27 protein-coding genes and 1 pseudogene are annotated in these 25740 nt (G+C 65.9%); 18 read left to right on the top strand and 10 right to left on the bottom strand.

All coding sequences use genetic code 11. The features are described from left to right. Window positions 1–271: 271 nt before the first annotated feature. The 8 genes from rpmH (at window position 272) to ACVXZ4_RS18290 (ending at window position 5602) form a co-directional block, all read left to right on the top strand. On the top strand, window positions 272–409 hold the full coding sequence (gene rpmH, locus ACVXZ4_RS18325; protein WP_010204566.1) for a 50S ribosomal protein L34: 138 nt from the start codon (window positions 272–274) through the stop codon (window positions 407–409). A 10-nt stretch (window positions 410–419) separates the two neighbouring features. Continuing rightward, window positions 420–761 (top strand): ribonuclease P protein component, encoded by a 342-nt coding sequence (gene rnpA / locus ACVXZ4_RS18320; RefSeq protein WP_461796210.1) that lies wholly within the window; start codon window positions 420–422, stop codon window positions 759–761. Then, the gene (gene yidD, locus ACVXZ4_RS18315; RefSeq protein ID WP_461796209.1) at window positions 758–1066 is read left to right on the top strand and encodes a membrane protein insertion efficiency factor YidD; all 309 of its coding nucleotides are present in this window, start codon (window positions 758–760) and stop codon (window positions 1064–1066) included. Before rnpA ends, yidD begins: the two co-directional genes overlap by 4 nt. Before the next feature lie 9 nt (window positions 1067–1075). Continuing rightward, entirely contained in the window at window positions 1076–2032 is a 957-nt protein-coding gene (yidC, locus tag ACVXZ4_RS18310; RefSeq protein ID WP_461796208.1) for a membrane protein insertase YidC, read from the top strand. 45 nt (window positions 2033–2077) lie between these two features. Then, window positions 2078–2677, top strand: a complete 600-nt coding sequence (locus ACVXZ4_RS18305; protein WP_461796207.1) for a Jag family protein — start codon at window positions 2078–2080, stop codon at window positions 2675–2677. A gap of 34 nt (window positions 2678–2711) precedes the next feature. Next, on the top strand, window positions 2712–3371 hold the full coding sequence (gene rsmG / locus ACVXZ4_RS18300; RefSeq protein WP_461796206.1) for a 16S rRNA (guanine(527)-N(7))-methyltransferase RsmG: 660 nt from the start codon (window positions 2712–2714) through the stop codon (window positions 3369–3371). A gap of 381 nt (window positions 3372–3752) precedes the next feature. Beyond that, complete coding sequence (locus ACVXZ4_RS18295; protein ID WP_461798025.1) at window positions 3753–4637, top strand: ParA family protein; 885 nt, start codon at window positions 3753–3755, stop codon at window positions 4635–4637. Beyond that, the gene (locus ACVXZ4_RS18290) at window positions 4637–5602 is read left to right on the top strand and encodes a ParB/RepB/Spo0J family partition protein (RefSeq protein ID WP_461796205.1); all 966 of its coding nucleotides are present in this window, start codon (window positions 4637–4639) and stop codon (window positions 5600–5602) included. The genes ACVXZ4_RS18295 and ACVXZ4_RS18290 overlap by 1 nt, the downstream gene beginning before the upstream one ends. A gap of 19 nt (window positions 5603–5621) precedes the next feature. On the opposite strand, the gene ACVXZ4_RS18285 is transcribed toward ACVXZ4_RS18290, so the two are convergent. The 6 genes from ACVXZ4_RS18285 to ACVXZ4_RS18260 form a co-directional block, all read right to left on the bottom strand. Beyond that, window positions 5622–6593 (bottom strand): D-alanine--D-alanine ligase family protein, encoded by a 972-nt coding sequence (locus ACVXZ4_RS18285; RefSeq protein WP_461796204.1) that lies wholly within the window; start codon window positions 6591–6593, stop codon window positions 5622–5624. A gap of 3 nt (window positions 6594–6596) precedes the next feature. Further along, window positions 6597–7913, bottom strand: a complete 1317-nt coding sequence (locus tag ACVXZ4_RS18280; protein WP_461796203.1) for an aminotransferase-like domain-containing protein — start codon at window positions 7911–7913, stop codon at window positions 6597–6599. 103 nt (window positions 7914–8016) lie between these two features. Beyond that, complete coding sequence (trxA, locus tag ACVXZ4_RS18275) at window positions 8017–8343, bottom strand: thioredoxin (protein ID WP_461796202.1); 327 nt, start codon at window positions 8341–8343, stop codon at window positions 8017–8019. 29 nt (window positions 8344–8372) lie between these two features. After that, window positions 8373–9350, bottom strand: coding sequence for a thioredoxin-disulfide reductase (gene trxB / locus ACVXZ4_RS18270; protein ID WP_461796201.1), 978 nt, complete (start codon window positions 9348–9350; stop codon window positions 8373–8375). A gap of 122 nt (window positions 9351–9472) precedes the next feature. Further along, window positions 9473–11095: a murein biosynthesis integral membrane protein MurJ gene (gene murJ, locus ACVXZ4_RS18265; protein ID WP_461796200.1), complete on the bottom strand. Its 1623-nt coding sequence runs from the start codon at window positions 11093–11095 to the stop codon at window positions 9473–9475. 35 nt (window positions 11096–11130) lie between these two features. After that, window positions 11131–13302 carry a DUF6049 family protein gene (locus ACVXZ4_RS18260; RefSeq protein WP_461796199.1) on the bottom strand — a complete coding sequence of 724 codons (2172 nt, stop codon included), beginning with the start codon at window positions 13300–13302 and terminating at the stop codon, window positions 11131–11133. A gap of 123 nt (window positions 13303–13425) precedes the next feature. Here ACVXZ4_RS18260 and ACVXZ4_RS18255 point away from each other — a divergent pair, with 123 nt between their 5' ends. Beyond that, entirely contained in the window at window positions 13426–14853 is a 1428-nt protein-coding gene (locus ACVXZ4_RS18255; RefSeq protein WP_461796198.1) for a CCA tRNA nucleotidyltransferase, read from the top strand. 492 nt (window positions 14854–15345) lie between these two features. Here ACVXZ4_RS18255 and ACVXZ4_RS18250 read toward each other — a convergent pair whose 3' ends face one another. After that, window positions 15346–16416: an inositol-3-phosphate synthase gene (locus tag ACVXZ4_RS18250; RefSeq protein ID WP_461796197.1), complete on the bottom strand. Its 1071-nt coding sequence runs from the start codon at window positions 16414–16416 to the stop codon at window positions 15346–15348. Window positions 16417–16562: 146 nt separating this feature from the next. Between ACVXZ4_RS18250 and rpsF the strand changes: the two are divergent. The 7 genes and pseudogenes from rpsF to ACVXZ4_RS18215 all read left to right on the top strand — a co-directional run. Next, window positions 16563–16925, top strand: a pseudogene (gene rpsF, locus ACVXZ4_RS18245) (30S ribosomal protein S6); the annotation flags it as partial. A 117-nt stretch (window positions 16926–17042) separates the two neighbouring features. After that, the gene (locus ACVXZ4_RS18240; RefSeq protein ID WP_461796196.1) at window positions 17043–17567 is read left to right on the top strand and encodes a single-stranded DNA-binding protein; all 525 of its coding nucleotides are present in this window, start codon (window positions 17043–17045) and stop codon (window positions 17565–17567) included. A 74-nt stretch (window positions 17568–17641) separates the two neighbouring features. Then, entirely contained in the window at window positions 17642–17905 is a 264-nt protein-coding gene (gene rpsR / locus ACVXZ4_RS18235) for a 30S ribosomal protein S18 (protein WP_196830392.1), read from the top strand. 11 nt (window positions 17906–17916) lie between these two features. Next, window positions 17917–18369, top strand: coding sequence for a 50S ribosomal protein L9 (rplI, locus tag ACVXZ4_RS18230; RefSeq protein WP_185202018.1), 453 nt, complete (start codon window positions 17917–17919; stop codon window positions 18367–18369). A gap of 500 nt (window positions 18370–18869) precedes the next feature. Further along, window positions 18870–20273, top strand: a complete 1404-nt coding sequence (gene dnaB, locus ACVXZ4_RS18225) for a replicative DNA helicase (RefSeq protein WP_461796195.1) — start codon at window positions 18870–18872, stop codon at window positions 20271–20273. Window positions 20274–20412: 139 nt separating this feature from the next. Continuing rightward, window positions 20413–21132, top strand: coding sequence for a hypothetical protein (locus ACVXZ4_RS18220; RefSeq protein WP_461796194.1), 720 nt, complete (start codon window positions 20413–20415; stop codon window positions 21130–21132). Then, window positions 21129–21395: a hypothetical protein gene (locus tag ACVXZ4_RS18215; protein ID WP_461796193.1), complete on the top strand. Its 267-nt coding sequence runs from the start codon at window positions 21129–21131 to the stop codon at window positions 21393–21395. The genes ACVXZ4_RS18220 and ACVXZ4_RS18215 overlap by 4 nt, the downstream gene beginning before the upstream one ends. A 186-nt stretch (window positions 21396–21581) precedes the next feature. Here ACVXZ4_RS18215 and purB read toward each other — a convergent pair whose 3' ends face one another. Together purB and ACVXZ4_RS18205 are read right to left on the bottom strand one after the other, a co-directional pair. Beyond that, the gene (gene purB, locus ACVXZ4_RS18210; protein ID WP_461796192.1) at window positions 21582–22970 is read right to left on the bottom strand and encodes an adenylosuccinate lyase; all 1389 of its coding nucleotides are present in this window, start codon (window positions 22968–22970) and stop codon (window positions 21582–21584) included. Next, window positions 22967–23491, bottom strand: a complete 525-nt coding sequence (locus ACVXZ4_RS18205) for a low molecular weight protein-tyrosine-phosphatase (RefSeq protein WP_461796191.1) — start codon at window positions 23489–23491, stop codon at window positions 22967–22969. Before ACVXZ4_RS18205 ends, purB begins: the two co-directional genes overlap by 4 nt. Window positions 23492–23636: 145 nt before the next feature. Here ACVXZ4_RS18205 and ACVXZ4_RS18200 point away from each other — a divergent pair, with 145 nt between their 5' ends. Then, window positions 23637–23921 (top strand): hypothetical protein, encoded by a 285-nt coding sequence (locus ACVXZ4_RS18200; protein ID WP_461796190.1) that lies wholly within the window; start codon window positions 23637–23639, stop codon window positions 23919–23921. Then, window positions 23911–25362: a hypothetical protein gene (locus tag ACVXZ4_RS18195; RefSeq protein WP_461796189.1), complete on the top strand. Its 1452-nt coding sequence runs from the start codon at window positions 23911–23913 to the stop codon at window positions 25360–25362. Before ACVXZ4_RS18200 ends, ACVXZ4_RS18195 begins: the two co-directional genes overlap by 11 nt. Here the strand turns inward: ACVXZ4_RS18195 and ACVXZ4_RS18190 are convergent. After that, window positions 25328–25726, bottom strand: coding sequence for a phage holin family protein (locus ACVXZ4_RS18190; protein ID WP_461796188.1), 399 nt, complete (start codon window positions 25724–25726; stop codon window positions 25328–25330). The two genes, ACVXZ4_RS18195 and ACVXZ4_RS18190, sit on opposite strands and share 35 nt — an antisense overlap. Window positions 25727–25740 lie beyond the last annotated feature (14 nt).

Below are 25740 nucleotides of genomic sequence, written 5' to 3'. Positions count from 1 at the left end.
TTTTTCCTCGCTGTGATCAGGGGTAGTTATACACAGGGTTATCCACCGTCTGTGCAGTCACACCACCTTAGTTCCGGTCGCATGTCGCTGCCACGCCGACTTTGTGGGAGTGTGGATAATGCGCGGGATCGCCCCAGAGTTTGACCGCAGCACTTTAAGACCGTATTTTTAATCAGTTGACTTCAGCCTGACGGCTAACCTTCACTTCCCTGGCTTCCTGGCTCCTCCCGAGCTGGCCATGCGGAGTTCTGACACGCGAGAGATCTAAATCATGAGCAAGAGAACCTTCCAGCCGAACAACCGGCGCCGCGCCAAGGTGCACGGATTCCGCCTGAGAATGCGCACCCGTGCCGGCCGCGCCATCCTGGGTGCGCGTCGTCGCAAGGGACGCACCGAACTCTCCGCGTAGTCGAGCCCACGTGTTGGCCAAAGCCAACCGGCTCGTCCGGGCTGACGACTATCGGCGCCTCGTGCGCCGTGGTCGGCGAGTGGCGACCCGCCATGCCCTTGTCTACGTCAATCGCGGCGACGCATCCCATCCCCCACGGTTCGGTTTCATCGTGCCGAAGACGGTGGGCGTGGCTGTCGACCGCAACCTCGTCCGGAGGCGGCTGAAGGCCCTCACCTTCTCGGCGATCCCACAACTCGCTCCGGGCACCGAGATCGTGATCAGGGCTTTGCCAGGCGCAGCGCAGGCTGGCTGGGATACCCTGCGTCTTGAGATCTCGGGAGTTTTGAGCGGAGGAGTGACACGAGCGTGAATTCCGTCGTGGCATTCGTGCTCCTGCTCCCCCGCAATCTCAGTGTGCTGATCCTGCGGGTCTATCGTGCAGTGATCTCACCGCTCTACGGCGACGTGTGCCGTTACTACCCCTCTTGTTCTTCCTACGCACTCCAGGCACTCCAGCAGTACGGCGTCATTCGCGGCAGTTGGATGGGAATCCGGCGGATCGCGCGATGCCACCCCTGGGCCGCCGGCGGTGTAGACGACGTTCCCCCACGGGTCGAGCAGAAGTACGCGGTGACTCGCTTTGGTTTTGTTGTATCGATGGCCACGGAAAGGTGACCTAAACGCATGGACATTATCGGCACCGTCCTTTGGCCCATCAAATGGGTCGTAGAACTCATCCTCGTGGGCTTCCACGAGTTCTGGACCTTCCTCGGTCTTGACCCAAATGCGGGTCTGACCTGGGTTTTGTCTATCGTGGGACTCGTCCTGGTTATCCGCGCGGCCCTCATTCCGATCTTCGTGCGCCAGATCAAGAGCCAGCGGCGCATGCTCGAGGTCGCACCCCAGTTGAAGAAGATCCAGGACAAGTACAAGGGTAAGAAAGACCAGTTCTCGCGAGAGGCGATGTCGCGCGAGACGATGGAGCTCTACAAGAAGACCGGCACCAATCCCCTCAGCTCCTGCCTCCCCCTGCTGCTGCAGATGCCCATCTTCTTCAGCCTGTTCTCGGTGCTTCACAACGCACAGACGGGCTTGGTGGGGGTCGGACTGCTCAACAAGGACCTCTCGAAGTCCTTCGGCTCCTCGTCACTCTTCGACATCGCTCCCCTGCACCTGGCGATCAGCACAGCGGACGGCAACGTCGCCGTCATCGTCATCGCAATCATCATGATTATCCTGATGACCGGATCTCAGTTCATTACCCAGCTTCAGATCATGTCGAAGAACCAGTCGGCTGAGATGAAAGCCAGCCCGATGTTCAAGCAGCAGCGCATCCTGCTGTACCTGCTGCCTCTGGTGTTCGCGTTCTCCGGCTATACGTTCCCCCTCGGCGTCATGTTCTACTGGCTCGTCTCGAATTTCTGGACGATGGGACAGCAGTTCCTCGTCATCCGCAACATGCCGACGCCCGGCAGCGAAGCCGCGCTTCAGCGTGAATCGCGGATGGCCAAGAAGGCGCAGCGCCGCGGGTTCTCGATCATCGAAGACCAGCCGCTCACCGTCGACGACGTGAAGATCAACACCCAGCGGATCCAGCCGGTGAACAAGAACCGCGCTAAGAAGACCGGCAACAAGAAGTAGCCCTCCCCCGCTTCACCCCAGCCTTCCCAGAAAGAGAGCTCCGCCATGTCAGAGACCATTCCCCAGCTCACGACCGACACCGATGTCGTCGCCGAAGACGTCAGCACCGAGACCGTCTCCTCGTCCCCCGAGTCACAGGAGGGTGCAGAGACGGATGCGTCCCGCTCGGGCGAGCCGGCACGTTCCGTCACTCAACTCGAGGAGGAGGGTGAGATCGCCGCCGATTACATCGAGGAGCTTCTCGACATCACCGATCTCGACGGGGACATCGACATCGACGCGCGTGATGGGCGTGCCTACCTCTCGGTCAACTCGAGCCAGGACAGCAACCTGCGCCTGCTCTCCAAGCCCGAGACGGTGAATGCGCTCCAGGAGCTCACCCGGATAGCGGTTCAAGCCAAGACCGGCGTGTTCTCACGGCTGATTCTCGATGTGGGCGGATCGCGCCAAGCGCGCGAGGCAGAGCTCGCACAGCTCGTCGAACGTGCCGCGGATCGCATCGAGGGGGGCGCACAGTCCGCGTCCTTGCCCCCGATGTCCTCCTACGAACGCAAGCTCGTGCACGATCTGGTGGCGGCGCGCGGCTTCGTGTCGCAGTCCGAGGGCGAGGGCTCCGATCGCCACACCGTCATCACCCGCGCATAGTTTCACGTGAAACAATTCGAGTTCAGGGTCGATCGTGGCTGAGGTCGACGGCGTCGATCGCCCGGAAGAAGTGGCTCTCGAAGCTGAGCCGGCGGCGGCGGTGACCCTGTTCGGCGACCGGGTCGATCGTGCACGCCAGTTCACCGCGGACCTGGCGGCGCGCGGCGAAGAACTCGGACTGATCGGGCCCCTGGAGATGCCACGGCTCTGGACCCGTCATATCCTGAACAGCGCCTTGCTCGCACCTCTCATCAGGCCGGGACGGGTGGGTGACATCGGCAGTGGAGCCGGCCTGCCGGGCCTCGTGCTGGCCATCGCCCGGCCGGATGCACAGTTCATCCTCATCGAGCCGATGGAACGCCGGGTCGACTGGCTGCGTCGCGAATCCGACGCGCTCGAGCTCGACAATGTCCAGGTCGTGCGCGCGCGCGCCGAAGAGGCGAAGCTCTCCCCGTGGCTCGACCAGGCCACAGCCCGCGCCGTGAGTGCGCTTTCCAAGCTGATCCCGCTCACCGTGCCGCTCGTGCGGTCGGGCGGTGAATTGCTCTTTCTCAAGGGAGCGAGCGTCGAAGCGGAGATCGAGGCCGCCTCCAAGGTGATTCGGCGCACTCGGCTCACGGGGGTGGAGGTGCTGACGCTCGGTGACGGGCTCGTCGCCGAAGTCACCCGCGTCTTTCGGGCTACAGTTGACTGACCGTTCTTCGCAGGCACACCGGGCCGCCGGATTCCTTGAAAGCCACCCGCGGACAGGTACCTGACATCCACCGTCGGCACGGCTCGCACTCGGCAGCGCCGAGCAGGACGAACCACCAGATCGAGAAGGTTTCACGTGAAACATCCGAATGACGATGGAATTCGCATCGACTACGCCGCGGAGATCTATGCGGCGATGCTGAACGATACCGGCGCATCGGACGGCAGCGCCGTGGTGAGTGATGCGGGGGATTCCAGCCACGCCGAGCGTCCGGCCGCGGACCCAGTGGACGGTCCGTTGGCCCCGAGACCGTCGGACCAGGGACCGACAGCTTTTCCGGAAGAATCCGCGGACGAGCCGACTCCGACCCCTCCCGTTCCGATCCCATTCTCGCTCGGAGACACGCCCCTCGCCCGTGAACTGTCGGAGATCACCCGACGTCGCCAGGCCCTCGCGGCCGAGATTCTGCCGCTTCCGGCAAAGACCAGGGTTTTCACCGTTGCAAACCAGAAGGGCGGGGTCGGCAAGACCACGACAACAGTGAACCTCGCCGCCGCACTGGCCCGGAGCGGTTCTCGTGTGCTGGTGATCGACCTGGATCCGCAGGGGAATGCGTCGACGGCGCTCGGCATCGAGCATCGATCCGAGACGATCAGCGTCTATGAGGTGATCATCAACGACGAGCCGGTCGAGAACGTGATCCAGAAGAGTCCCGACTTCGACACGCTCTACTGCGTTCCCGCCACCATCCACCTCGCCGGCGCCGAGATCGAGCTAGTTTCGATGGTGGCGCGAGAGCAACGCCTCCGCACCGCCCTCGAGAGGTTCCTGGAAGAGAGCGAAGAGCCCTTCCACTACGTCTTCATCGACTGCCCGCCGTCCCTCGGTCTGCTCACGATCAATGCCTTCGTGGCGGCGCAGGAGGTGTTGATCCCCATCCAGTGCGAGTATTACGCGCTCGAGGGACTGAGCCAGCTGCTCACGAACATCAAGCTCATCGAGCGGCATCTCAACCCCGTGCTCACGGTCTCCACGATCCTGCTCACCATGTACGACTCCCGCACCAACCTGGCCAACCAGGTCGCCCAGGATGTGCGCGACCACTTTCCCGACCAGGTTCTGGCGACACTCATCCCGAGGTCGGTACGGATCTCCGAGGCTCCGAGTTATGGTCAGACCGTCATCAGTTACGACACGAATTCACCCGGCTCGTTGTCGTATCTCGAAGCCGCAGCAGAAATCGCCCGAAGAGGAGCCCCGAACTGATGGCCGCACCGAAAAGAACTGGACTGGGGCGCGGCATCGGAGCGCTCATCCCGACCGACCTCGGCAGTCCCGCCCGCCCAGTGGACGTGTTCTTCCCGACATCATCGGCCGAGGCCGCGGAGAGCGCGACGGATCAGCTCGTGAGCGTTCCCGGCGCCCGACTCGCCAACCTCTCGCCGAATGACATCGTTCCGAACGCCGCGCAGCCCCGCACGACCTTCGTGCAGGAGGACCTCGACGAGCTTGTCGCGTCGATCCGGGAGGTCGGTGTGCTTCAGCCGATCGTGGTGCGCCCGATCGCGGGTGCCACGGCGGGGCAGGCGCAGTACGAACTGGTCATGGGTGAGCGTCGTTTGCGGGCGAGCAAGCTCCTCGGTCTCGAGACGATCCCGGCCGTTGTCAAGAACACCGCGGATGACGCGATGCTGCGGGATGCGCTGCTCGAGAACCTGCATCGCGCGAACCTCAACCCGCTGGAGGAGGCATCCGCCTACCAGCAGCTCCTTGCCGACTTCGGCATCACCCAGGACGAGCTGGCGACGCGCATCGGCCGATCCCGCCCGCAGATCACCAACACCATCCGCTTGTTGCGCTTGCCGATCGGGGTGCAGAACCGGGTCGCGGCAGGCGTACTGAGCGCCGGGCATGCCCGTGCCATTCTCTCGGCCGGGGACGAGGCCACCATGGAGCGTCTCGCCGACAAGATCGTGAACGAGGACCTCTCGGTACGCGCCGCCGAAGCGGCCGCGGGCCTGGTGACCACTAAGCCGACCCGGGCGAGCAAGCCGAGTGCCGGGCGCCGCCAGGGACACCTCGACGAGATCGCCGAACGACTGGGTGACCGACTCAACACGCGCGTCAAAGTGAGCCTCGGGTCGAGCAAGGGAACCATCGTGATCGACTTCGCCACGGTGGCCGACCTCAACCGGATCCTCGCGGAACTCAACGAGCCGGGATTTGGATAAATACCTGATCAGAGGCTATTTATAGCCTCGACTGGGAGTCGCGGATGGCCGCCTCGGCGAGGGCGGAATACACCCAACCGACGTCGTGCCCGGCGGCTTCGAGAGCGAGCGGGAGCAGCGACGTCTCCGTGAGCCCGGGCAGCACATTCGCCTCGAGGAACCAGGGTACCCCCGCGGCATCCACTATGAGGTCGATGCGGGAGATGTGGCGAAGCCCCAAAGCCCGATGGGCCAGAAGGGCCACTTCAGCGGCCCTCTCCGAGACTTCGTCGCCCAGTCGTGCCGGGGTATAGAAGCGGGTCTCGCCCGCGTTGTATTTCGCTTCGAAACTGTAGACACCTGAGAGAGGCTGGATCTCCACGGCAGGCAGGGCGACGGGGCCGTCGCCCGTGTCGATGACGCTGATTGCGATCTCGGTGCCGACCACGCGGTGCTCGACGATGGCGACGTCACAGTAGGTGTAGGCATCCACCATCGCCCGGGGGAGGTCGTCGCGGTCGTCCACGAGAGTGACACCCTGGGCGGACCCTCCCTGTGCCGGCTTGACCACGAGGGGCACGGGAAGGCCCTCGGCGAGGCTGTCGAGCACGCTCTTCGCGCCGAGCTCACGGAACGCATCGCGCGACAGGGCGATCGAGAGAGGCGTCGACACCCCGGCGCGGGACACCAGCACCTTGGCGGTCGGCTTGTCCCAGGCGAGACGCGCGGAGTCGGAGGTGGACCCGACATAGGGGATGCCGATGAAGTCGAGCAGGCCGCGCAGTGCCCCGTCTTCGCCGCTCGCTCCGTGCAGCGCCGGCCAGACCACGTCCGGGCGCGTCTCGGCGAGGAAGGAGAGGAGAGAGGCATCGGGGTCCCTCAGTGTGACCCTGATCCCGTGTTCCTGCAGGCGGTCGGCCACCTGCCGGCCGGAGCGGAGGGAGACGTCGCGTTCGTGCGAGATTCCACCAGCGAGGACCACGACCGATCGAACCGGAGAAGTGGGGGTCATCGGCTAACCGATGTTCGACGGCGGGCTCGCGATGCCCTGTTTGAGTGGGATCGTCGCCAGCGGTGACGTCTGCGAGAAGGTGTTGAGCAGGTCGAGCTCTCCGTTGATGACCACGGACAGTCGGCGGATGCCCTCCCGGATGAACTCGGGAGTCGGATAGCAGAACGAGAGCCGGATGTTGTTGCGCCCGTTGCCGTCGGCATAGAACGCAGTGCCGGGCGTGTAGGCCACCAGCTCCCTGACCGCGCGCGGCAGCATCGCCTTGGAGTCCATGTGGTCGGGCAGGGTGACCCACACATAGAACCCGCCGTTGGGCACCGTCCAGGAGAGTTGGGGGAGGTATTCCGCGAGGGCGGCGAGCATCGCATCGCGTCGTTCGCGATAGATGTCCCGGAAGGTGCTGATCTGGCCCTTCCAGTCCGCCGTCGCGAGGTATTCGGAGATCATGAGCTGGCTGAACGAGCTCGGCGACAGCACGGCCGCTTCGTTGGCGAGGATCAACTTCTCACGAATCGCGTGCGGTGCGAGCGCCCAGCCCACCCGGAAGCCGGGGGCGAGCGTCTTCGAGAACGTGCCGAGGTACACCACGCCGTCCTCATCGACCGAGCGCATCGCCTGCGGGGGCGGGGAATCGAAATACAACAACCCGTAGGGGTTGTCTTCGAGCACCAGGATGTCGTTGGCGCGGCAGATCTCGAGGATCTCGAGTCTTCGCTCCCACGTGAGAGTCACGCCGGCCGGGTTGCTGAAGGAGGGAATCGTATAAAGGAACTTGATCGTCTTGCCCGCTGCCTTCAGGCGCGAGATCGCCTGTCGCAACGCCTCGGGGATCAGTCCGTGCTCGTCCATCGGCACGTGGTTGATGTCGGCCTGGAACGAATTGAACACGACCATCGCGGTGACATAGCTCGGGCCTTCGGCGAGCACGACGTCGCCTGGGTTGATGAACAGCTTCGTGACGAGCTCGAGGGCGTGCTGGGATCCGGTGGTGACGACGACGTCGTCCACGCTCGCCCGGATGCCCTCCAGCGCCATTACCTCGAGGATCTGCTCGCGGAGCGCGGGGATGCCCTGCCCGGAGCTGTATTGCAGCGCCTGCGGCCCCTGGGTCGACATCATCCGCTCGAACGCACCGGCGATGAGCTCCGGCGGCAGTCCGGCAACGAACGGCATGCCTCCGGCGAGAGAAACGACCTCTGGGCGGGATGCCACGGCGAAGAGAGCGCGGACCTCGGAGGCGCTGAGGCCGGCGGTGCGGTCGGCGTACCGGTCGTACCAGGGATCGAGGTTCGTGCCGTCGGTGGTGGCGTCGTGTGTCATGGGGTTCCGCGTCGCTCGGTGGGGTGAAGGTTCAAGAATAGTCGGGGGATGACAAAAGGCCCGCTCACCCAGGGGTGAGCGGGCCGGTAACTCGGCTGACGGGTTACTTGAGCCACTCGGCGAAGTCGGCCTCGAGGGCGGGCTTCGGCTTGGCGCCGATGACGCTCTTGACGACCTCGCCACCCTTGAAGAGCTTCATGGCCGGGATCGAGGTGATCTGGTACTTGGCCGCGATCTCCATGTTGTCGTCGACGTTCACCTTGACGAGTTCGATCTTGTCGGAGTGCTCCGACGCGATCTGGTCGAGGATCGGGCTGACGGCGCGACACGGCCCGCACCATTCGGCCCAGAAGTCCACGAGCACGAGCTTGTCGGAATCGAGCACATCGGCCTGGAAGCTGGCGTCGGTCACATCTTTGGCAGTTGACATTGGGTTCTCTCTTTCGTGGAAGGTGGCCGTCAGGCCGGTACTGGTGCGGGCTCGGCGTCAGCGGTCGCTTTCGCCAGCAGGTCTTTGGGGAGCGACGCCAGATAGTGCTCGGCGTCGAGGGCGGCGACCGTACCGGAGCCGGCGGCCGTGACGGCCTGGCGGTAGGTGGGGTCGAGGACATCTCCCGCGGCGAACACGCCGGGGAGGTTCGTGCGGGAGCTGCGACCGTCGACGGCGATGGTGCCTTCGGTGGTGAAGTCGAGCTGGCCGTGCACCAGGTGGGTGCGGGGGTCGGCACCGATCGCGATGAACAGCCCACCGAGGTCGAGAGTCGTCTCCGAGCCATCCACTGTGTTGCGGAGGCCGACACCGGCGACCGCGCCATCGCCGTAGATGTGCTCGACGGTCTGGTTGAAGAGGAACTCGATCTTGGGATTCTCGAAGGAGCGGTCCTGCATCGTCTTCGAGGCGCGCAGCGTGTCGCTGCGGTGGATCACGTAGACCTTGTCCGCGAACTTCGTGAGGAAGTTGGCTTCCTCCATCGCCGAATCACCGCCGCCGACGACCGCGATGGTCTTCTTGCGGAAGAAGAAGCCGTCGCAGGTGGCGCACCAGGAAACGCCGTGGCCGCTCAGCCGCTCCTCGTCCTCGAGGCCGAGCCTGCGGTAGGCGGAACCCGTGGCGAAGATCACCGAGAGCGCTTCGTGCACGTCGCCGTTTCCGAGGGTGACGGTCTTGACGTCACCGCTGAGGTCGAGGGAGGTCACGTCGTCGAGCACGATCTCCGTGCCGAATCGCTCGGCCTGTGCCTGGAATGCGGCCATGAGATCCGGTCCCATGATCCCCTCCGGAAAGCCCGGGTAGTTCTCCACCTCTGTGGTCTTCATGAGTTCGCCGCCGGCTTCGACCGAGCTCGCGATGAGCAGGGGGTGAAGGTTGGCGCGAGCAGCGTAGATCGCAGCGGTGTAGCCGGCAGGACCGGAGCCGATGATGATGGTCTGGCGCAACGAAAACAACTCCTTGGGTGGGTGATGCCTTGCGGCAAGGCACGGTCTGTGCCCGTCCCACTGGGGGATACAACACATCCTATTCGCACGATATTCCGCGAATGCGGGGTGGACGGATCCGCCTACCGCCCGCGCCGGAACCGGGTCGAGAGGCTGCCCGTTACGGCGGCGAGCTCCGGGTTGCGGAACAGGGCGAGGAGCGCGAAATAGACGAGGGCCATGGCGGCCCCGGCCACCGCGATGCAGGTGATGGCTCCGACGAGCCCGGACTGGCCGAAACCATCGGCGGTGAACCCGCCGAGCAGCCGGACACAGCCGTAGCCGATCGCCCCGGCGATGAGCGACAGGCCGAGGTACTGGGCGAAGCGGCGAAGGATCAGCCGACCGTCGATACCGCCGAGGCGCCGGCGCACGAGCACGATCGCAACGACGGCCTGGGCGCTACCGGCTATGGAGGTTACAGCCGCGACCCCCACTCCGATGAGTTCGCTCGGCAGCATCATGCACAGGAGGGCGCCGATGACGAAGAGCCCCGATTGCACGCACTGCATGAAGAACGGAGTGCGGGTGTCGCCGAGGGCGAAGAACACCCGTTGCAGCACGAACAGCGTGCTGAAGAGGATGAGTCCGGGTAGGAACGCGAGCAGCACGTTCCCCATGCCGGCGACGGCCGCGAAGTCGGCACCGAGACTGAACACGCGGGCGAACGGGTAGGCGACCACCGACAGTGCGACTGCGGCGAAGACGATGAGGAGTCCGATCGATCGGAGCGAGGCCGACAGGTCTTCGCGCACTCCCTCGGTGCTGCCCGCGCTGGCGTTGGCGCTCATCCGGGTGAAGTAGACGGTGGCGATCGACACCGCGATCACCGAGTGCGGCAGCATGAAGATCAGCCAGGAATTCTGCAGTGCGAGGACGGATGGCCCGTGGTCGGTCGCCAGCGAGACGACGCGGGTCTGCACGATTCCGGCGAGCTGAGTGACGAGGATCATGCCGAACAGCCAGCCGGCGGCACGGCCGGTCGCGCCAAGTCCGACGCCGCGCCAGTGGAAGTCCGGACGGTACTTGAGCCCTGCGCGCTTCCAGAACGCGAACAGGATCAGCGCCTGGGCCGCCACCGCGAGCGTGGTGGTGGCACCGAGCAACACGATCCTCGAGGAATCCCAGTTCGCCACCTGGTTGTTGCTGTCGGCCGCACCGAACAGCACCATGAACGCGATCAACCCGGCGACGGACACCACGTTGTTGAGCACGGGGGCCCAGGTGAACGGGCCGAAGACCTTGCGGGCGTTGAGCACCTCGCTGAGCAGGCTGTAAAGGGCGTAGAAGAAGATCTGGGGCAGGCACCAGTAGGCGAAGGCGGTGGCGAGCGCGAAGCCCTCCGGCGTGAATCCGCGGCCGGTCTCCGAGCCGGAGGCGTAGACGCTCACCAGCACGGGAGCCGCAAGGGTTGCGGCGATGGTGACCACCGCGAAGATAACGATCCCGAGGGTGACCACCCGGTTGATGAACCGCTGACCGCCGTCGTCGTGGGACGCGGCCCGCACGATCTGCGGCACGAGCACGGCGCTGAGCACCCCGCCAGCTACCAGCGCATAGATGTTGTTCGGCAGCTGGTTGCCGACTCCGAAGGCGTCGCCGGCGGCAGCCTGTCCGATTGCAGCGGTGAGGACGACCGCGCGCACGAAACCGAGAACCCGGGATACCACCGTGCCCGCGGCGAGGATCGCGCTGGCACGGCCCATTCCTCCAGGTTTCGCGGCACTGCGCTCGGCGGTCGTCATGGGGCGGACGGGGCGTCGGGGGTCGGGTCACCGGAGTCCCGGGCATCCGCGCGCTTGGCCTTTCGGCGCTTGGCCACAGTTCGATAGATTCCGAAGCCGAACACCCCGAAGACGAGGACGGCGACGACGGCGGTGAAGGCGGTCTCCCACTGGGCCTGTACGTCGACATCGATGGTCGCCGGGGTCGTGATCTGCACGTTGGTCGCGCTCGAGAGCGACACCGTGAGGGTCACCGGCCCGTTGGCGTTGGACGTGACCGGAACGGTGGTCTTCGCCTGCGACTGGGCCTCGACCACGAGTTCGACCCGGTCATTGTCGATTGTGATGATGTTGGAGGGGGACCGGACAGTCACGTAGACCGTGACCGGCCAGGGCAGTTCGTTGGTCACGGTGATCGGCAGCGGACTATTGCGCGAGGTGAAGACGGTGGCGCTGCTGCGGGCGATCGTCACGGACTTCGTGACGTACCGATTCGATTTGGCCAGGTATTTCTTGGTCTCGGCCACCCAGGTGTCGTCGCCGGTCCACGAGTTCGAGAGCAACGCGAGCAGCGACAGGCGGCGCTCCCCGGTGATCTGGGTGGGGTCGGTGAGAACCGAGGAGAAGCTGCCGGCGGTGGCCTCCGCTGCGAGGAGGGCGGTCACCGTGGCGATGCGATCCGCCGACTCTGGTTTGGCGGTGAGGGTGGCGGTCGCCGGGAGCACGGCAGATCCGCTCCCGAACGCGGCATCCGCCTCCGACAGCGAAGCGGAACCCGCCCACGGCAGCGCAGCGAGCGCTGCGAGGGTCTGGGCGAGTCGGGAATCCGCACCGGGACGCGAACGGTCGAAGGTGGCGAGCATCGTGCGGGCAGCAGCGGGTCGTTCGAGCGAGATGACGGCGATCAGGCTCGACAGCTCCGACATCGCCTTCTCCCACTGGGCGGGAGTGGATGCCTGGACTGCCGCGTTGAGATCGGCGGAGAGGGCATCGTCCGACACCAGCGCCTTGTGCTTTCCGACCAGCGCTGCGGAGCTCGGCGTGTAGTCGAGATCGCCGTAACCGACATTGCCGGAACCGAGGATCGTCGTCGTGAGTCCGCCGGTCTCGAAACTGTCGAGGTCGGCCTCGACAACGCTGTCGCGAGCAGGCCACGCGACAGCGGGCACCGTGTAATCGAAGGCCTGCAGCGACGTGAGATCCGGAACGGGAGCGATCGTCGTCCCCCCGGTCGGCCTGGGCGTGGGACTCGACGACGGCTGGTCGGTCGGCGCCGACGTCGGCGCGTCGGGGAACAGCGACGGGTCGATGGGGAAGCTGGTGGGAGCGAGTAGGCGCGGCGCCTTCGCCTGGCTCGCCGCCGACAGGTCGGAGTCCGCGTAGCTCAGGGCGAAGGTGTCGTTCGTCGCCGCCTCGAGACGCCGAAGCCATGCGAAGGCCGAGGGTGGTACCGAATCGCCGAGGATACGGATCGAGGCGAGCACCCGCGGGTCGACGGCAATCGCGATGCCCGGCTGGTCGAAGACGGCGTCGAGCTGCCGGGAGAGGAGGCCGCCATCCGCGGTGTAGCCGGCGAGCAGGTCGCTGGGGATGAGTCCGTCCGTGCTCTGCGGAACGGTGAGGGGGATCACGAGGGCGATCCGGGTCGATTGAACGCCGGTGCCGGGATTCCAGACGATGCTGCTGCGGGCCTGCCCGATCTCAGAGCCCGCCGCTGTCAGCCGAACCGCGAGTGTGCGGGTGCCCCAGGCGGAACCCTGGGAACCGAAATCGATGGATGCCGCCGGCACCGTGAACTGCATGGGAACGGTGCGCCCGGCCGGCACCTCAGGAGTCGCCGCCGTCAAGACAGTCGTGCCGAGTGAATCGTCGCTCGAGGTCGCCGCCGGCGCGAGCCAGCTCGCGAGTTCGGAGCGGGTGCGCACCGGCGTTCGATTGAGTACGACGGCCGCGGATCCTGCCGAGATCGACTTCGTGGTGGGATTCGCCACGGTGCCGGAGATCACGAGGTCCTGCCCGGGCGAAAGCACGCCGTTGGACGCGGGAGCGAAGGTGAGGACGGCCTTTGCGTCATCCGCAGCCTGCACTACGGACGGTGCCACAGCCAGCGCGCCGCCAGGCGTGAGACCGGGCGCGATGATGGCACCGATGGCAAGGGCCACCGCGAACAGGGATGTGACGAGTCTCATAGCGAAGGGGGCCGGCGGAGCCACTGCCCCGGCCGTCCTCCAGTGATTCTAGGGTCTCGCACCCGGGCGGCGCCTGAGGTGCGACCGCGGTGCCGGCGGTCGGTCGCCGGTAGTCTTGCGGGCATGGAGAGTGTCGCTTCGGCAATTCAGCGACTGTCGGACCTCGCGTCCACCCCCCACATCTCGCGCCTTTCGGCGGCATTCGCCGCGGCAGGATTCGAACTGGCGCTCGTCGGCGGCCCCGTGCGCGACGCCTTCCTCGATCGCGAGCTCACCGACCTCGACTTCACCACCGACGCGCGACCGGATGACATCCTCGCCCTGGTGAAGCCGATCTCGGACGCCCACTGGGATATCGGCCGCGCCTTCGGCACCATCGGCGCGCGCATCGACGGCCACACCGTGGAGATCACCACCTACCGGTCCGACGCGTACGACGGCGAGACGCGCAAGCCGATCGTCGAGTTCGGGGATTCTCTCGAACACGACCTCGTGCGGCGCGACTTCACCGTCAATGCGATGGCACTCAGGCTGCCCGAACGTGTGTTGGTCGATCCCTCCGGTGGCCTCGAAGACCTCGTGGCGAAACGACTGACCACGCCGGGAGCTCCCGAGGACTCCTTCGGCGACGATCCGCTCCGGATGATGCGGGCCGCACGGTTCACCTCGCAGCTCGGGTTCACCGTGGCCGAGCCGACCGCCCTCGCCCTGCACGCCCTCGCCGATCGCATCTCGATGATCTCGGTGGAACGGGTGAGCGACGAGCTCGGCAAGCTGTTGCGTTCAGCCGATCCACGACCGGGACTCCAGCTGCTGGTCGACTCCGGCATCGCGGCGATCGTGCTTCCCGAGCTTCCGGCCCTCAAATTGCAGATCGACGAGCACTTCCACCACAAGGACGTCTACGAACACAGCCTCACCGTGCTCGACCAGGCGATCGACCTGGAGCGTTCGCGGCATCCGGGGTCCGAGCCCGACTTGATCCTTCGGTTGGCGGCGCTCCTGCACGACATCGGCAAGCCCGCGACCAAGCGCACCGAAGGCGACGGCGTGGTGACCTTCCATCACCACGACGTGGTCGGGGCGAAGCTCGCGAAAAAGCGACTGAGAGAGTTGCGCTACGACAAAGACACGATCGCGGCGGTGTCCCGTCTCATCGAGCTGCACCTGCGATTCTTCGGCTACACCGAGGGAGCCTGGAGTGATTCGGCGGTGCGCCGCTATGTGCGGGACGCCGGGCCGCTGCTCGAGCGCCTCCACATCCTCACCCGCGCCGATGTCACCACCCGCAACCGCCGCAAGGCCGATCAGTTGTCTTTCGCCTACGACGATCTCGAGCAGCGCATCGCGGTGCTCGGCGAGGAAGAGGAGCTTGCCGCGATCCGCCCCGACCTCGACGGAGAGCAGATCATGGCAGTCCTTGGCCTGAAGCCCGGGCGCGAGGTGGGCGAGGCCTACCGCTTCCTGCTCGAACTCCGGCTCGAAGAGGGCTCCCTGGGAGCGGATGCCGCCACCGAGCGCCTGCGCGCGTGGTGGGTTGCCCGCCCCTGACCCGGCTCGCCCCGAGGCTGCGTCGCGGGCTGCGTGCTTGGCTGCATTGCTTGGCTGCGCGCGCGAGCGGCCCTCGTTCTGTGCCTGTGCGGTGACTGTTCTGGGCCTGTGCGGTGACTGTTCTGAGCCTTTCTGCTGCCGGTTCGGTGCGAAATGCAGGACTGGGTGTGACTCCTGTGACGGGTGAGGGTCGCTAGTTGACTTCTGTCACAGGTGATCCTGCATTTGCGACGGATGGCCAAGCGCGCAGACGCGTTCGGCGGCACGGGCGCTTCACCGGAGAGTGTCGAGTGAGCGAACCGATCTCGGGAAGCTCCGTCGAGCTCTCACGTGACCAGAACAGCGGCGCCAGGTTCGAAATGCAGGACTGGGTGTGACTCCTGTGGCGGGTGAGGCTCGCTAGTTGACTTTCGTCACGGGGAATCCTGCATTTGCGACACCTGGGAGACCTGCGGCGCAACGAAGGCGCGACACCTTCCGCCGGCGGCGTCGTCAGCCGTGGTCGCGGATGAACTGCTCGAGCAGCTCGCGCGCAACGGGATCGGGATACTGCTTCGCCGGGCTCTTCATGAAGTAGGCGGATGCCGCCTCGACCGGGCCGCCGAGCCCGGCATCCAGTGCGACCTTGGCGGCGCGGATGGCATCGATCACGACCCCGGCGGAGTTGGGCGAGTCCCACACCTCGAGCTTGTATTCGAGGGAGGTCGGGGCATTCCCGAAGCCGTGCCCCTCGAGGCGAACGAACGCGAGCTTGCGGTCATCCAGCCACGGGATGTGGTCGCTCGGCCCGATGTGCACATCACGCGAGTTGAGCTGGGCCTCGACGTTGCTGGTGACCGACTGCGTCTTCGAGATCTTCTTCGACTCGAGGCGACGGCGCTCCAGCATGTTCTTGAAGTCCATGTTGCCGCCGACATTCAGCTGGTAGGTGCGGTCGAGCACGAGCCCACGCTCTTCGAACAGCCGGGCGAGCACGCGGTGAGTGATGGTGGCGCCGAGCTGGCTCTTGATGTCGTCCCCGACGATCGGCAGGCCGGCGTCGGTGAACTTCTGCGCCCATACCGGGTCGCTGGCGATGAAGACCGGCAGTGCATTGACAAAGGCGACACCCGCATCGAGCGCGGCCTGGGCATAGAACTTTGCACCCTCCTCCGACCCGACCGGCAGGTAGCAGACGAGCACCTCGGCGCCGGAGTCGCGCAGTGCCTTGGCGACGTCCACGACCGGCTGGGTGGACTCCTCTACCAGCTCTCGGTAATACTCGCCGAGTCCGTCGAGGGTCGGTCCCCGCTGCACGATCACTCCGGAGGTCGCGACCTCGGCGAACCGGAGCGTGTTGTTCTGGCTCGCCCACATCGCCTCGGCGAGGTCGAGGCCCACCTTCGCGGCATCCACGTCGAAGGCGGCGACGAAGGAGATGTCACCGATCGCGTAGCCGCCGAAACGCGTGTGCATGAGACCCGGAACGACCTCTGTCTCGTCGGCGTCCGCGTAGAACGAGACTCCCTGGATGAGGGAATTGGCGCAGTTTCCGACACCGGCGATGGCAACTTTCAGGGACATGCGAGGAGAGCTCCTTGATTGATGGGGATGCGACTGACTACACTAGGCAGGTTGTCTGCGAGCAATTCGCATTCAGACAACGATGCCAAAACCCTCCTGTCACAGATCGTCTGTGGCCGTTCTAGTCCAAAGGAGGTGGGTTAGTTATGCATCAGTACGAACTAATGGTAATTCTCGATCCAGAGATCGATGAGCGCACCGTGGCTCCGAGCCTCGATAAGTTCCTCAACGTCATCCGCAACGATGGTGGTTCGATCGACAAGGTCGACGTCTGGGGACGTCGTCGCCTGGCGTACGAGATCAACAAGAAGACCGAAGGCATCTATGCCGTCGTCGCCCTCACCGCGAACCCCGACGCGACCGTCGAGCTCGACCGCCAGCTGAAGCTCAGCGAAGCAGTCATGCGCACCAAGGTGCTCCGCGCCGAGGAAGCAATCGCTCAGGTCGCCGAGGCTGCAAAGCTCTCCGCAGAGAAGGCAGCCCGCAAGGCAGCCGCCCCCGCGAAGGCCGGCGCCGCCGCAGGCACCGCGACGAAGGCAGCGGATGTCGCATCCGCTCCCGTCACCGCTACTCCTGCCGCTCCGGCTGCAGCCGAAGCTCCCGTCGCACCGGTCGCTGAGTAGCAAATGGCCGGCGAAACCGTAATCACCGTGGTGGGCAACCTCACGAGCGACCCGGAGCTGCGCTACACGCAGAACGGGTTGGCGGTTGCCAACTTCACCATCGCATCCACCCCGCGCACCCTTGATCGGGGCAGCAACGAGTGGAAAGACGGCGAAGCACTCTTCCTTCGTGCGAGCGTCTGGCGCGAGTATGCCGAGCAGGTGGCCGGATCCCTCACCAAGGGTTCCCGCGTCATCGCGATCGGTCGACTCAAGCAGCGCTCCTACGAGACCAAAGAGGGCGAGAAGCGCACCAGCATCGAGCTCGAGATCGACGAAATCGGTCCGAGCCTTCGTTATGCGACCGCGCAGGTCACCCGCACCTCCCGCGAGGGTGGCGGCGGGAACGGTGGCGGCGCACCGCGCGGCGGCCAGGGTGCCAACGAGCCGTGGGCGGCGTCCGCTCCGGCCTCCGCGTCATCGGCGAGTGCCGCAGGCGGAGACGTCTGGAACACCCCCGGCAGCTACAACGACGAGACGCCCTTCTAGGTCTCACCATTCACGGTCTCGACACGGTCGCAAGAGCGACCTACTCGACCAACAGTTATTGAAAGCAGGAAACCATGGCTGGAAAGAGCAGCGGCGATCGCCGTAAGCCCCTCCGCACTCTCAAGGGCGGCAAGAACGCCGCCCCGGCGAAGTCCATTCGCGTCGGTGTTATCGACTACAAGGACGTCGCAACTCTCCGCAAGTTCATTTCGGAGCGTGGAAAGATCCGCGCCCGTCGTATCACCGGTGTCTCCGTGCAGGAACAGCGCCTCATCGCCCGCGCGGTCAAGAACGCGCGCGAGATGGCACTGCTCCCCTACGCCGGCTCAGGCCGTTAGGAGCAACGGATATGTCTAAATTGATCCTCACCCACGAGGTCACCGGTCTCGGTGCCCCCGGCGACGTCGTCGACGTCAAGACCGGCTACGGCCGCAACTTCCTCATCCCCCAGGGCTTCGCTGTCGCGTGGACCCGCGGAGGCGAGAAGCAGGTCGAATCCATCAAAGCAGCCCGCGTCGCACGCGAGCACGCCACGATCGAGGAAGCACAGGACCTCAAGGCGAAGCTCGAGGCAACCACCGTCAAGCTGACCGTCAAGGCCGGCGAAGGTGGACGCCTGTTCGGTTCGGTCAAGACGACGGATGTCGCCGAGGCTGTCGCCGCAGCGGGCCTTGGTGCCGTCGACAAGCGCAAGATCGAGATCTCGTCGCCGATCAAGGCCACGGGACAGCACGAGGCCACCGTGCGTCTTCGTGACGATCTCGTCGCCACGATCACTCTCACCGTGGTCGCCGCAAAGTAACAGCACCACAGCTCGAGAATAACCGCTGTCCCAGAGGGGGTAGCAGGAGGCGAAAGCCCCCTGCTACCCCCTCTTCGCGTGTCAATCCGCTGACGGGTTTGTGCCCCTGACCGGCACCTTTGTACACAACCCCTCAGCTGCGACCCCCAACCCTCAACCCGCACTCTAAACATGTTTCTACACATTGCCGCATAGCGGAGAAAACGCAGATCAAAGCCACTATTTTGGTCGAAAACCGATAGTTATGCACAGCTGAATCCACAGGTTGTTCACACGACGCGCCGCGTTTCACACGATCTACTAACACTTTTATCCACAGGCCGAAGTTGCACAGAGCGAAGCGGGGTTGCCGACCAATCAACGCATCCCTAGTGTGGGGCAGTGCCTCCCGCGAGATCGGGTCGCATACGACTCCCGGGGGTGGATGTCGGCTGCTTTCGGTAAGACTGGAAGCAGTGAAACTGCACGCGCAGAACGCGACAACAGAGAGTGGGCGAACGATGTCGATAGCCCACCTGGGCCTCGCGCCGAACCAGGGCGACGGACAACTCCGCGACGCGGGACAACGGGAGTCCAGCCAGCGCGCGTCGGAGCGCACTCCGCCGTACGATCTGCTCGCCGAGCAGAGCGCGATCGGCGGAATGCTGCTGAGCAAGGATGCGGTGGCCGACGTCATCGAGTCGGTGCGGGCCGTCGACTTCTACATCCCCAAGCACGAGATCATCTTCGACGCGATCCTCTCGCTCTACGCGCACGGAGAGCCCACCGACGTTATCGCCGTCACCGACGAGCTCACCAAGACCGGCGAGCTGATCCGGGCCGGCGGCGCGGAATACCTGCACACGCTCACCGGCATCGTGCCGACCGCCGCGAACGCGGGCTTCTACTCCACCATCGTCGCCGAGAAGGCGGTGCTGCGTCGACTGGTCGAGGCCGGAACCCGCATCGTGCAGATGGGTTACGCGAGCGAGGGCGAGGTCGTCGATCTCGTCAACAACGCCCAGGCAGAGATCTACGGCGTCATGGGCGGGGTCGAGGCGGAGGACTTTGTGCCCCTCACCGTCGCCGTCACCACCGCGATCGACGAGATCGAAGCGGCCCGCGGCCGCGACGGCTCGATGACCGGGGTCCCCACCGGTTTCGCCGAGCTCGACGAGCTCACCAACGGCCTGCATGGTGGACAGCTCATCATCGTCGCGGCCCGGCCTGCGCTCGGTAAGTCGACCCTCGCGCTCGACTTCGCCCGCGCGGCATCCATCAAGCACGACATGCCGTCGATCTTCTTCTCGCTCGAGATGGGTCGCTCGGAGATCGCGATGCGCCTGCTCTCCGCCGAGGCGGCCGTGCCGCTGCAGAGCATGCGCAAGGGCACCCTGCACACCGAGGACTGGACCAAGATCGCGTCGACTCGCGGCCAGATCAACGACGCGCCCCTCTACATCGACGACAGCCCCAACATGACCCTGGTCGAGATCCGCGCCAAGTGCCGTCGCCTCAAACAGAAGGTCGGTCTCAAGATGGTGATCATCGACTACCTGCAGCTGATGACCTCCGGCAAGAAGGTCGAATCCCGCCAGCAGGAGGTGAGCGAGTTCTCGCGAGCGCTCAAGCTTCTGGCGAAGGAGCTGCAGGTACCGGTCATCGCACTCTCGCAGCTCAACCGTGGCCCTGAGCAGCGGTCCGACAAGATGCCGGCGCTCTCCGACCTTCGCGAGTCCGGATCCCTCGAGCAGGATGCTGACATGGTGATCCTCCTGCACCGCGACAGCGCCTACGAGAAGGAGAGCACCCGCCCGGGTGAGGCCGACCTCATCGTTGCAAAGCACCGAAACGGTCCGACCAAGACCATCACCGTGGCGTTCCAGGGCCACTTCTCCCGCTTCCAGGACATGGCTCCGGCCTGATCTTGAGTCGCTGTCGCTCGCGTGCTCCGGGGCCTACGAGCATCGGGGAGGCTCACGGGTAGCGCAGCGTAAACTGTGCTCGGTCGCCCACCCGGCGGCGTCGCCCGCGGGCGACAGGGCAGGCAGGAGAGGGTTGGCCGTGTCACTCACCACCCCCGCACCGTCCAGCTCGTCGGCCGCCATCGAGGATGCCGCCCAGCGCGCCGCCTACTGGCCGATGCCGATCGCCCGGGCCGTGCCCGCGGCCGGGCTCGCCCTCGTGATCACTTTCTCCGCCGATCACTCGGCACAGTTCGGTCTGCTCGCCTTCGGTGTCTTCGGCGTCGTGGCGGCACTGGTGCTCGGCGCCGTGGCCTGGCTCCGGCTCGGCGGCACGCGCGTGCGGCCGTACTTCCTGACCCAGGCCGCGGTCACCCTCGTCGCGGGAGTCGTCGCTCTGCTCGTGAGCGGCGGACGCACCGACAGCACCGAGGTGAGATACCTCTTCCTCGTGCTCACCGTGTTCACCGCGGTCACCGGTTTCCTCGAGCTGTACAGCGGGGTGCGCAGCAGGCGTCGCTTCGTGGCATCCGGAGACTGGATCGCGGTGGGAGCGATCACCGTCGCAGCCGCGCTAGCCTTCGTGCTGATACCCCCGGACTACCGGCAGGTCTACGCCGGTCCCGACCACGTGAAGCGGGTGCTGGATGCCTCCGTCGTCGCGGTCGGAGCGCTCGGTGCCTTGGCCGCTATCTCCGCCGTGTTCCTGGTGATCGCCGGGCTCTCGGCCAAGTGGGGAACCCAGGCGCCCGTGGCATCCACCGGGCCCTCAGTCGAACCCGAAACGATGCATCAAGCAGAGAGCGAGAACCGAGCGTGACCGCTCCGAACAACAACCGTCCGAGCCGCCGGGATCGCCTCCGGCCCTTCGAGTACGTCGTCATCTCGGCGGTGGTCGCGCTGTTCATCGGATTCGTCGTCGTGTTCAGCACCCGCGAGGTGACGCTCGCCCTCGTGTTCGCGGGCATCACCTTCATCGTCTCGCTCGTCGTGATCGCGATGCTCGCGTTGGCCGTGAAGCCCGACGACGCGGAGAAGATCGACCTCACCGAGCAGGATCACCAGTCAGACAGCGGCCACTAGAACCGCCTGGCGCCCTGGTGTGCCGTGGCGTTCTGCCGGCGCGGCGAGATGTCGCGTTCGACTTGGCGCGGAGGGATGTCGCGTCGGACATCAGAATTTCGAACACGGGTGCGCTCAACAGCAGATATTCGCCCGTTATCGGCCTCGGAGAATGTGGAAGCACACGCGCCGACCGGCGATGAACCGCTACTGCGTCGCGGCGTAGTCCACCAGGTCGCTGGCGAGCCCGGCGTATCCGGCGGGGGTGAGCGCCACGAGGCGCGCCTTGGCATCGTCACCGATGTCCAGCGCTCGCACGAAGTCGATGAGCTCCGTCTGCCCCACCCGGCGCCCACGGGTGAGCTCCTTGAGCATGGCGTAGGGGTCCGCGATGGAGCTGCGACCCGCGGTGACCTCGGCGCGGATAACCGTCTGGATCGCCTCGCCGAGGATCTCCCAGTTGGCATCCAGGTCCTCCGCGAGACGCACGGTGTTCACGGCGATCTCTCCAAGCCCGCGCTGGATGTTGTCGAGAGCGAGCACAGAATGGCCGAGCGCGACGCCCACGTTGCGCTGTGTTGTGGAGTCGGTGAGGTCGCGCTGCAGGCGGGAGGTGACGAGAGTCGCGGCGAGCGAGTCGAGGAGCGCACTCGACAGCTCGAGGTTGGCCTCGGCGTTCTCGAAGCGGATGGGGTTGATCTTGTGGGGCATCGTGGATGACCCGGTGGTTCCGGCCTGCGGAATCTGGGTGAAGTACCCCATCGAGATGTAGGTCCAGATGTCGGTGCACAGGTTGTGCAGCACGCGGTTGGTGTGGCTGATGCGCTGGTAGAGCTCCGCCTGCCAGTCGTGTGGCTCGATCTGGGTGGTGAGCGGATTCCAGTCCAGGCCGAGCGAGGTGACGAACTCGCGGGAGATCGCGGGCCAGTCCTGGCTCGGGTCGGCGGCGACGTGGGCGGCGAAGGTGCCGGTGGCCCCGCTGAACTTGCCGAGGTATTCCACCGCCTCGACCTGGGTGACGAGTCGACGCAGCCGGCCGACGAAGACGGCGAACTCCTTGCCGACCGTGGTGGGTGTCGCGGGCTGGCCGTGCGTGTGGGCGAGCATCGCATCCGCCCGGTGGTCGACAGCACGTGAATAGAGGGCGTCGATCACTCCCGAGACCTTCGGCAGCCAGACCTCGTGCACCGCCGCGCTGATGGTGAGGGCGTAGGAGAGGTTGTTGATGTCTTCGCTGGTGCAGGCGAAGTGTGTCAGCTCAGCGACATCCGTGAGTCCAAGGTCGACCAAGCGTTTGCGCACGTAGTACTCGACGGCTTTCACGTCGTGGCGGGTCGTGGCCTCGAGGGCGGCGAGCTCGTCGATGTCGACCTGGCCGAAGTCCGAGGCGAGGGCGCGGAGGGACCTCGCCTGTTCGGCGTCGAGCCGGTGGGATCCGAACAGCTCGCGATCCGTGAGGTACAGCAGCCACTCGACCTCGACATGGATGCGCGCGCGGTTGAGGCCCGCCTCGGAGAGGTGCTCGCCGAGTCCGGTGACCGCGGCACGATAACGGCCGTCGAGCGGGCTGAGCGGTTGTTCGGGAAGGGGATTCATGAGGGTACCCGTCGGATTCCTGGTTCGATTTGGCGGAACAGCGCCGCGCTGGCTTTTTCGATCATGCCGAGCACGCCGTCGAACATTGCGGCATCGGAGTAATAGGGGTCTGGCACGTCGACCTGGGCGGCCTGCTCGCTGTCGAAGCTCAGCAGCATCTGCACCTTGCCGCGATCCTGCTCGGTGTTGGCCCACGCGCGCAGGATGCGCTCCTGGCTGCGGTCGAAGACCACCACCAGGTCGAGGTTGTCGAACCATTCCGGGTCGAACTGCTTCGCCCGGTGTCGGGATCCGTCGTAGCCGCGCGCACTGAGCGCAGAGGTCGTGCGCGCGTCCGATGGTTCGCCGACGTGCCAATCGCCGGTGCCGGCGGAGATCACCGTGACTGCGCCTTCGTAACCGGCTTTCTTCACGAGCTCCCGGAACACCGTCTCGGCCATCGGGGACCGGCAGATGTTGCCGGTGCAGACGAAGCAGATGCGGAAGAGTGCCGACTCGTCGAGGGTGCGGTCGAAACTCATGCGCCCATTCTCCCGCACATCCCGGCTGCGGTCACGTCGATGCTCCTCCACAGCCAGCGCCGTGCGCGGGATCTGCGCAGCATCCGTCGTCGCGGGGCGAGGGACGCCCTCCACGCTGGACCATGAGTGCGGGAAAGGGGCACGGATGACTAGTGGAATAGCCGGTGACGGGGCTGAACGGGCGCTACGCCAACAGGTCTCGGCGCTCGACGGGGTGGCCGATCGACTCGCCCACGCGCGGGTGCTGCTTCCGCCGGCGGGAGGTGGTGGAGTGTGGAGCGGGGACGCGCGGCGCATGTACGTGCTTGCCCTTCAGCAACTCTCGACACAGGTGCTGTCGGCCGGTGCGCACATCGATGATGCGATCCGGGATACGCGTGCCGCGCTGGCAACGCTGGCATCGCCGGGCGGAGCGCCCCATGGCCGATGACCTCGTCATCGGAGGCGGAGGATCCATCGCGGTGGCCACCTCGGAGCTCTTCGACGATGCGCGCCGCCTCGGCGACCTGCGTGCGGTGCTCTCAGAATCCCATCGCCGACTCATCACCATCGACCGCCTAGTGGGGTATCCGCAGCTCAACTCCTTGTCGTCCCCCGCCGCCGCGCTCGCCGCGGAACGGGCGATGGATGACGCGGCTGCGGCCCTCGCCCGCGCGGCACCCTCGGCAGAGCGACTCCAGGTCGCGCTGAACGCCTCAGCGGACGCCTACGGACTCGGTGAGCGGTTGGCGGAACGGCTCGCGCAGGAGGCCGCCGCGCGTTTCGGCGCGATACTCGGGCTGTTTCTTCCGGTGATCGCGCTCGAGGTGCTTCCGGCCCTGCTGGGCATCGGGGTGGGAGCGGCCATCGGCATTGCGCTGCTGCCACCGGAGAAGCGGGCGGCGCTGTTGCGTGCCCTTCCCGACTGGCTGCGGGGCAAGAGCGTGATGCTCACCGACCCGATGGTGGTGCAACTGGTGCGACTCACCGTGATGAGCGCCGACGATTTCGGCGGGGGCCTTCTTCACCTTCCACCGGAGTTGGTGCACGCGCTCGGTGACGAGGGACTCGGGATCGTCGGACTGGCGACCTCTTCGAGCGTCGTGGTGGGAGTCGCCGGAGCGCGCGGGGCACTCGTCGAGTCGGCGGTGTCGGTGACCCGGGCCGGGGAGACAGTTCCGGCGACGAGAGCCGAGAGCTACAGCGATCGGGCGGCCCGAATTCCGCAGGGAACCGCGCAGGTGCGCATCGACCGCTACTCACAACCGGGCGAGCCCGACCGCTTCGAGGTCTACATCGGTGGAACCCGGGACTTCTCCCTCGAGCCCGGCACCGAGCCGTGGGACATGACGAGCAACATGAACGCGGTCGCGGGGCGGGAAGCCGGCTCCTACCGGGCGGTGACGCAGGCGATGGCGGAGGCGGGGGTGACCGCATCCTCCCCCGTGCTGTTCACGGGCTACTCGCAGGGTGGCCTCATCGCGGCGGAACTGGCGGCATCCGGCGACTTCGACACCCGCGGCCTGTACACCCTGGGTGCACCGGCCGCGCAGGTCGAGGTGCCGGCCGGCATCCCCTGGGTCGCCCTTGAACACACCGACGACATCGTGCCGGCGGTCGGCGGCAGCTGGGCATCCGCAGATCCCGTGCTGGTTCGCCGGGAGCTGTTCGATGGCCGCCCGGTGCCGACAGACGTGCTGTTCCCCGCTCACCAGCTGGCCGGCTATCGCGAGACGGCGGCCCTCGTCGACGCGTCCCACGAGAAACGCGTCGTCACGACGCTCGACGCCTTCGACAGCTTCGGTGACGGCACCACGAGCGTCGACTCCACGCTGTACCGCGGAGTGCGAGATACAGCTAGCGCCGATCCCGCCCGACAATCGGGCGGATGAGGATGCCGATGAGCCAGCTGAGCAGGGCGAGCACGAGCGCCCCGAGCACGCCCCACCAGAAGCCGTCGACCACGAGGCCGAAGCCGAGGATTCCGGAGATCCAGCTCACGAGCAGCAGGAGAAGGCCGTTGACCACCAGAGCGAGGAGCCCGAGCGTGAGGATGTAGAGCGGGAAGGCAACGATGCGGATGAAATTGCCGATCACACCGTTGACGATGCCGAAGATGAGGGCCACAAGCAGATAGGTGAGCACCACCGCGAGCGTGTCCTGTGGGGGGAAGGCCACCACGGTCACGCCGGCCACGATGAGTGTCGTCAACCACAGGGCGACGGCGTTGACCAGGAGGCGCACCAGGAATCTCATGCGTCCACTATGCC

Source organism: Lacisediminihabitans sp. FW035, from assembly GCF_054880895.1.
The sequence above is the reverse complement of the archived record's forward strand: the minus strand, read 5'-3'. Positions and strand labels throughout refer to the sequence as shown.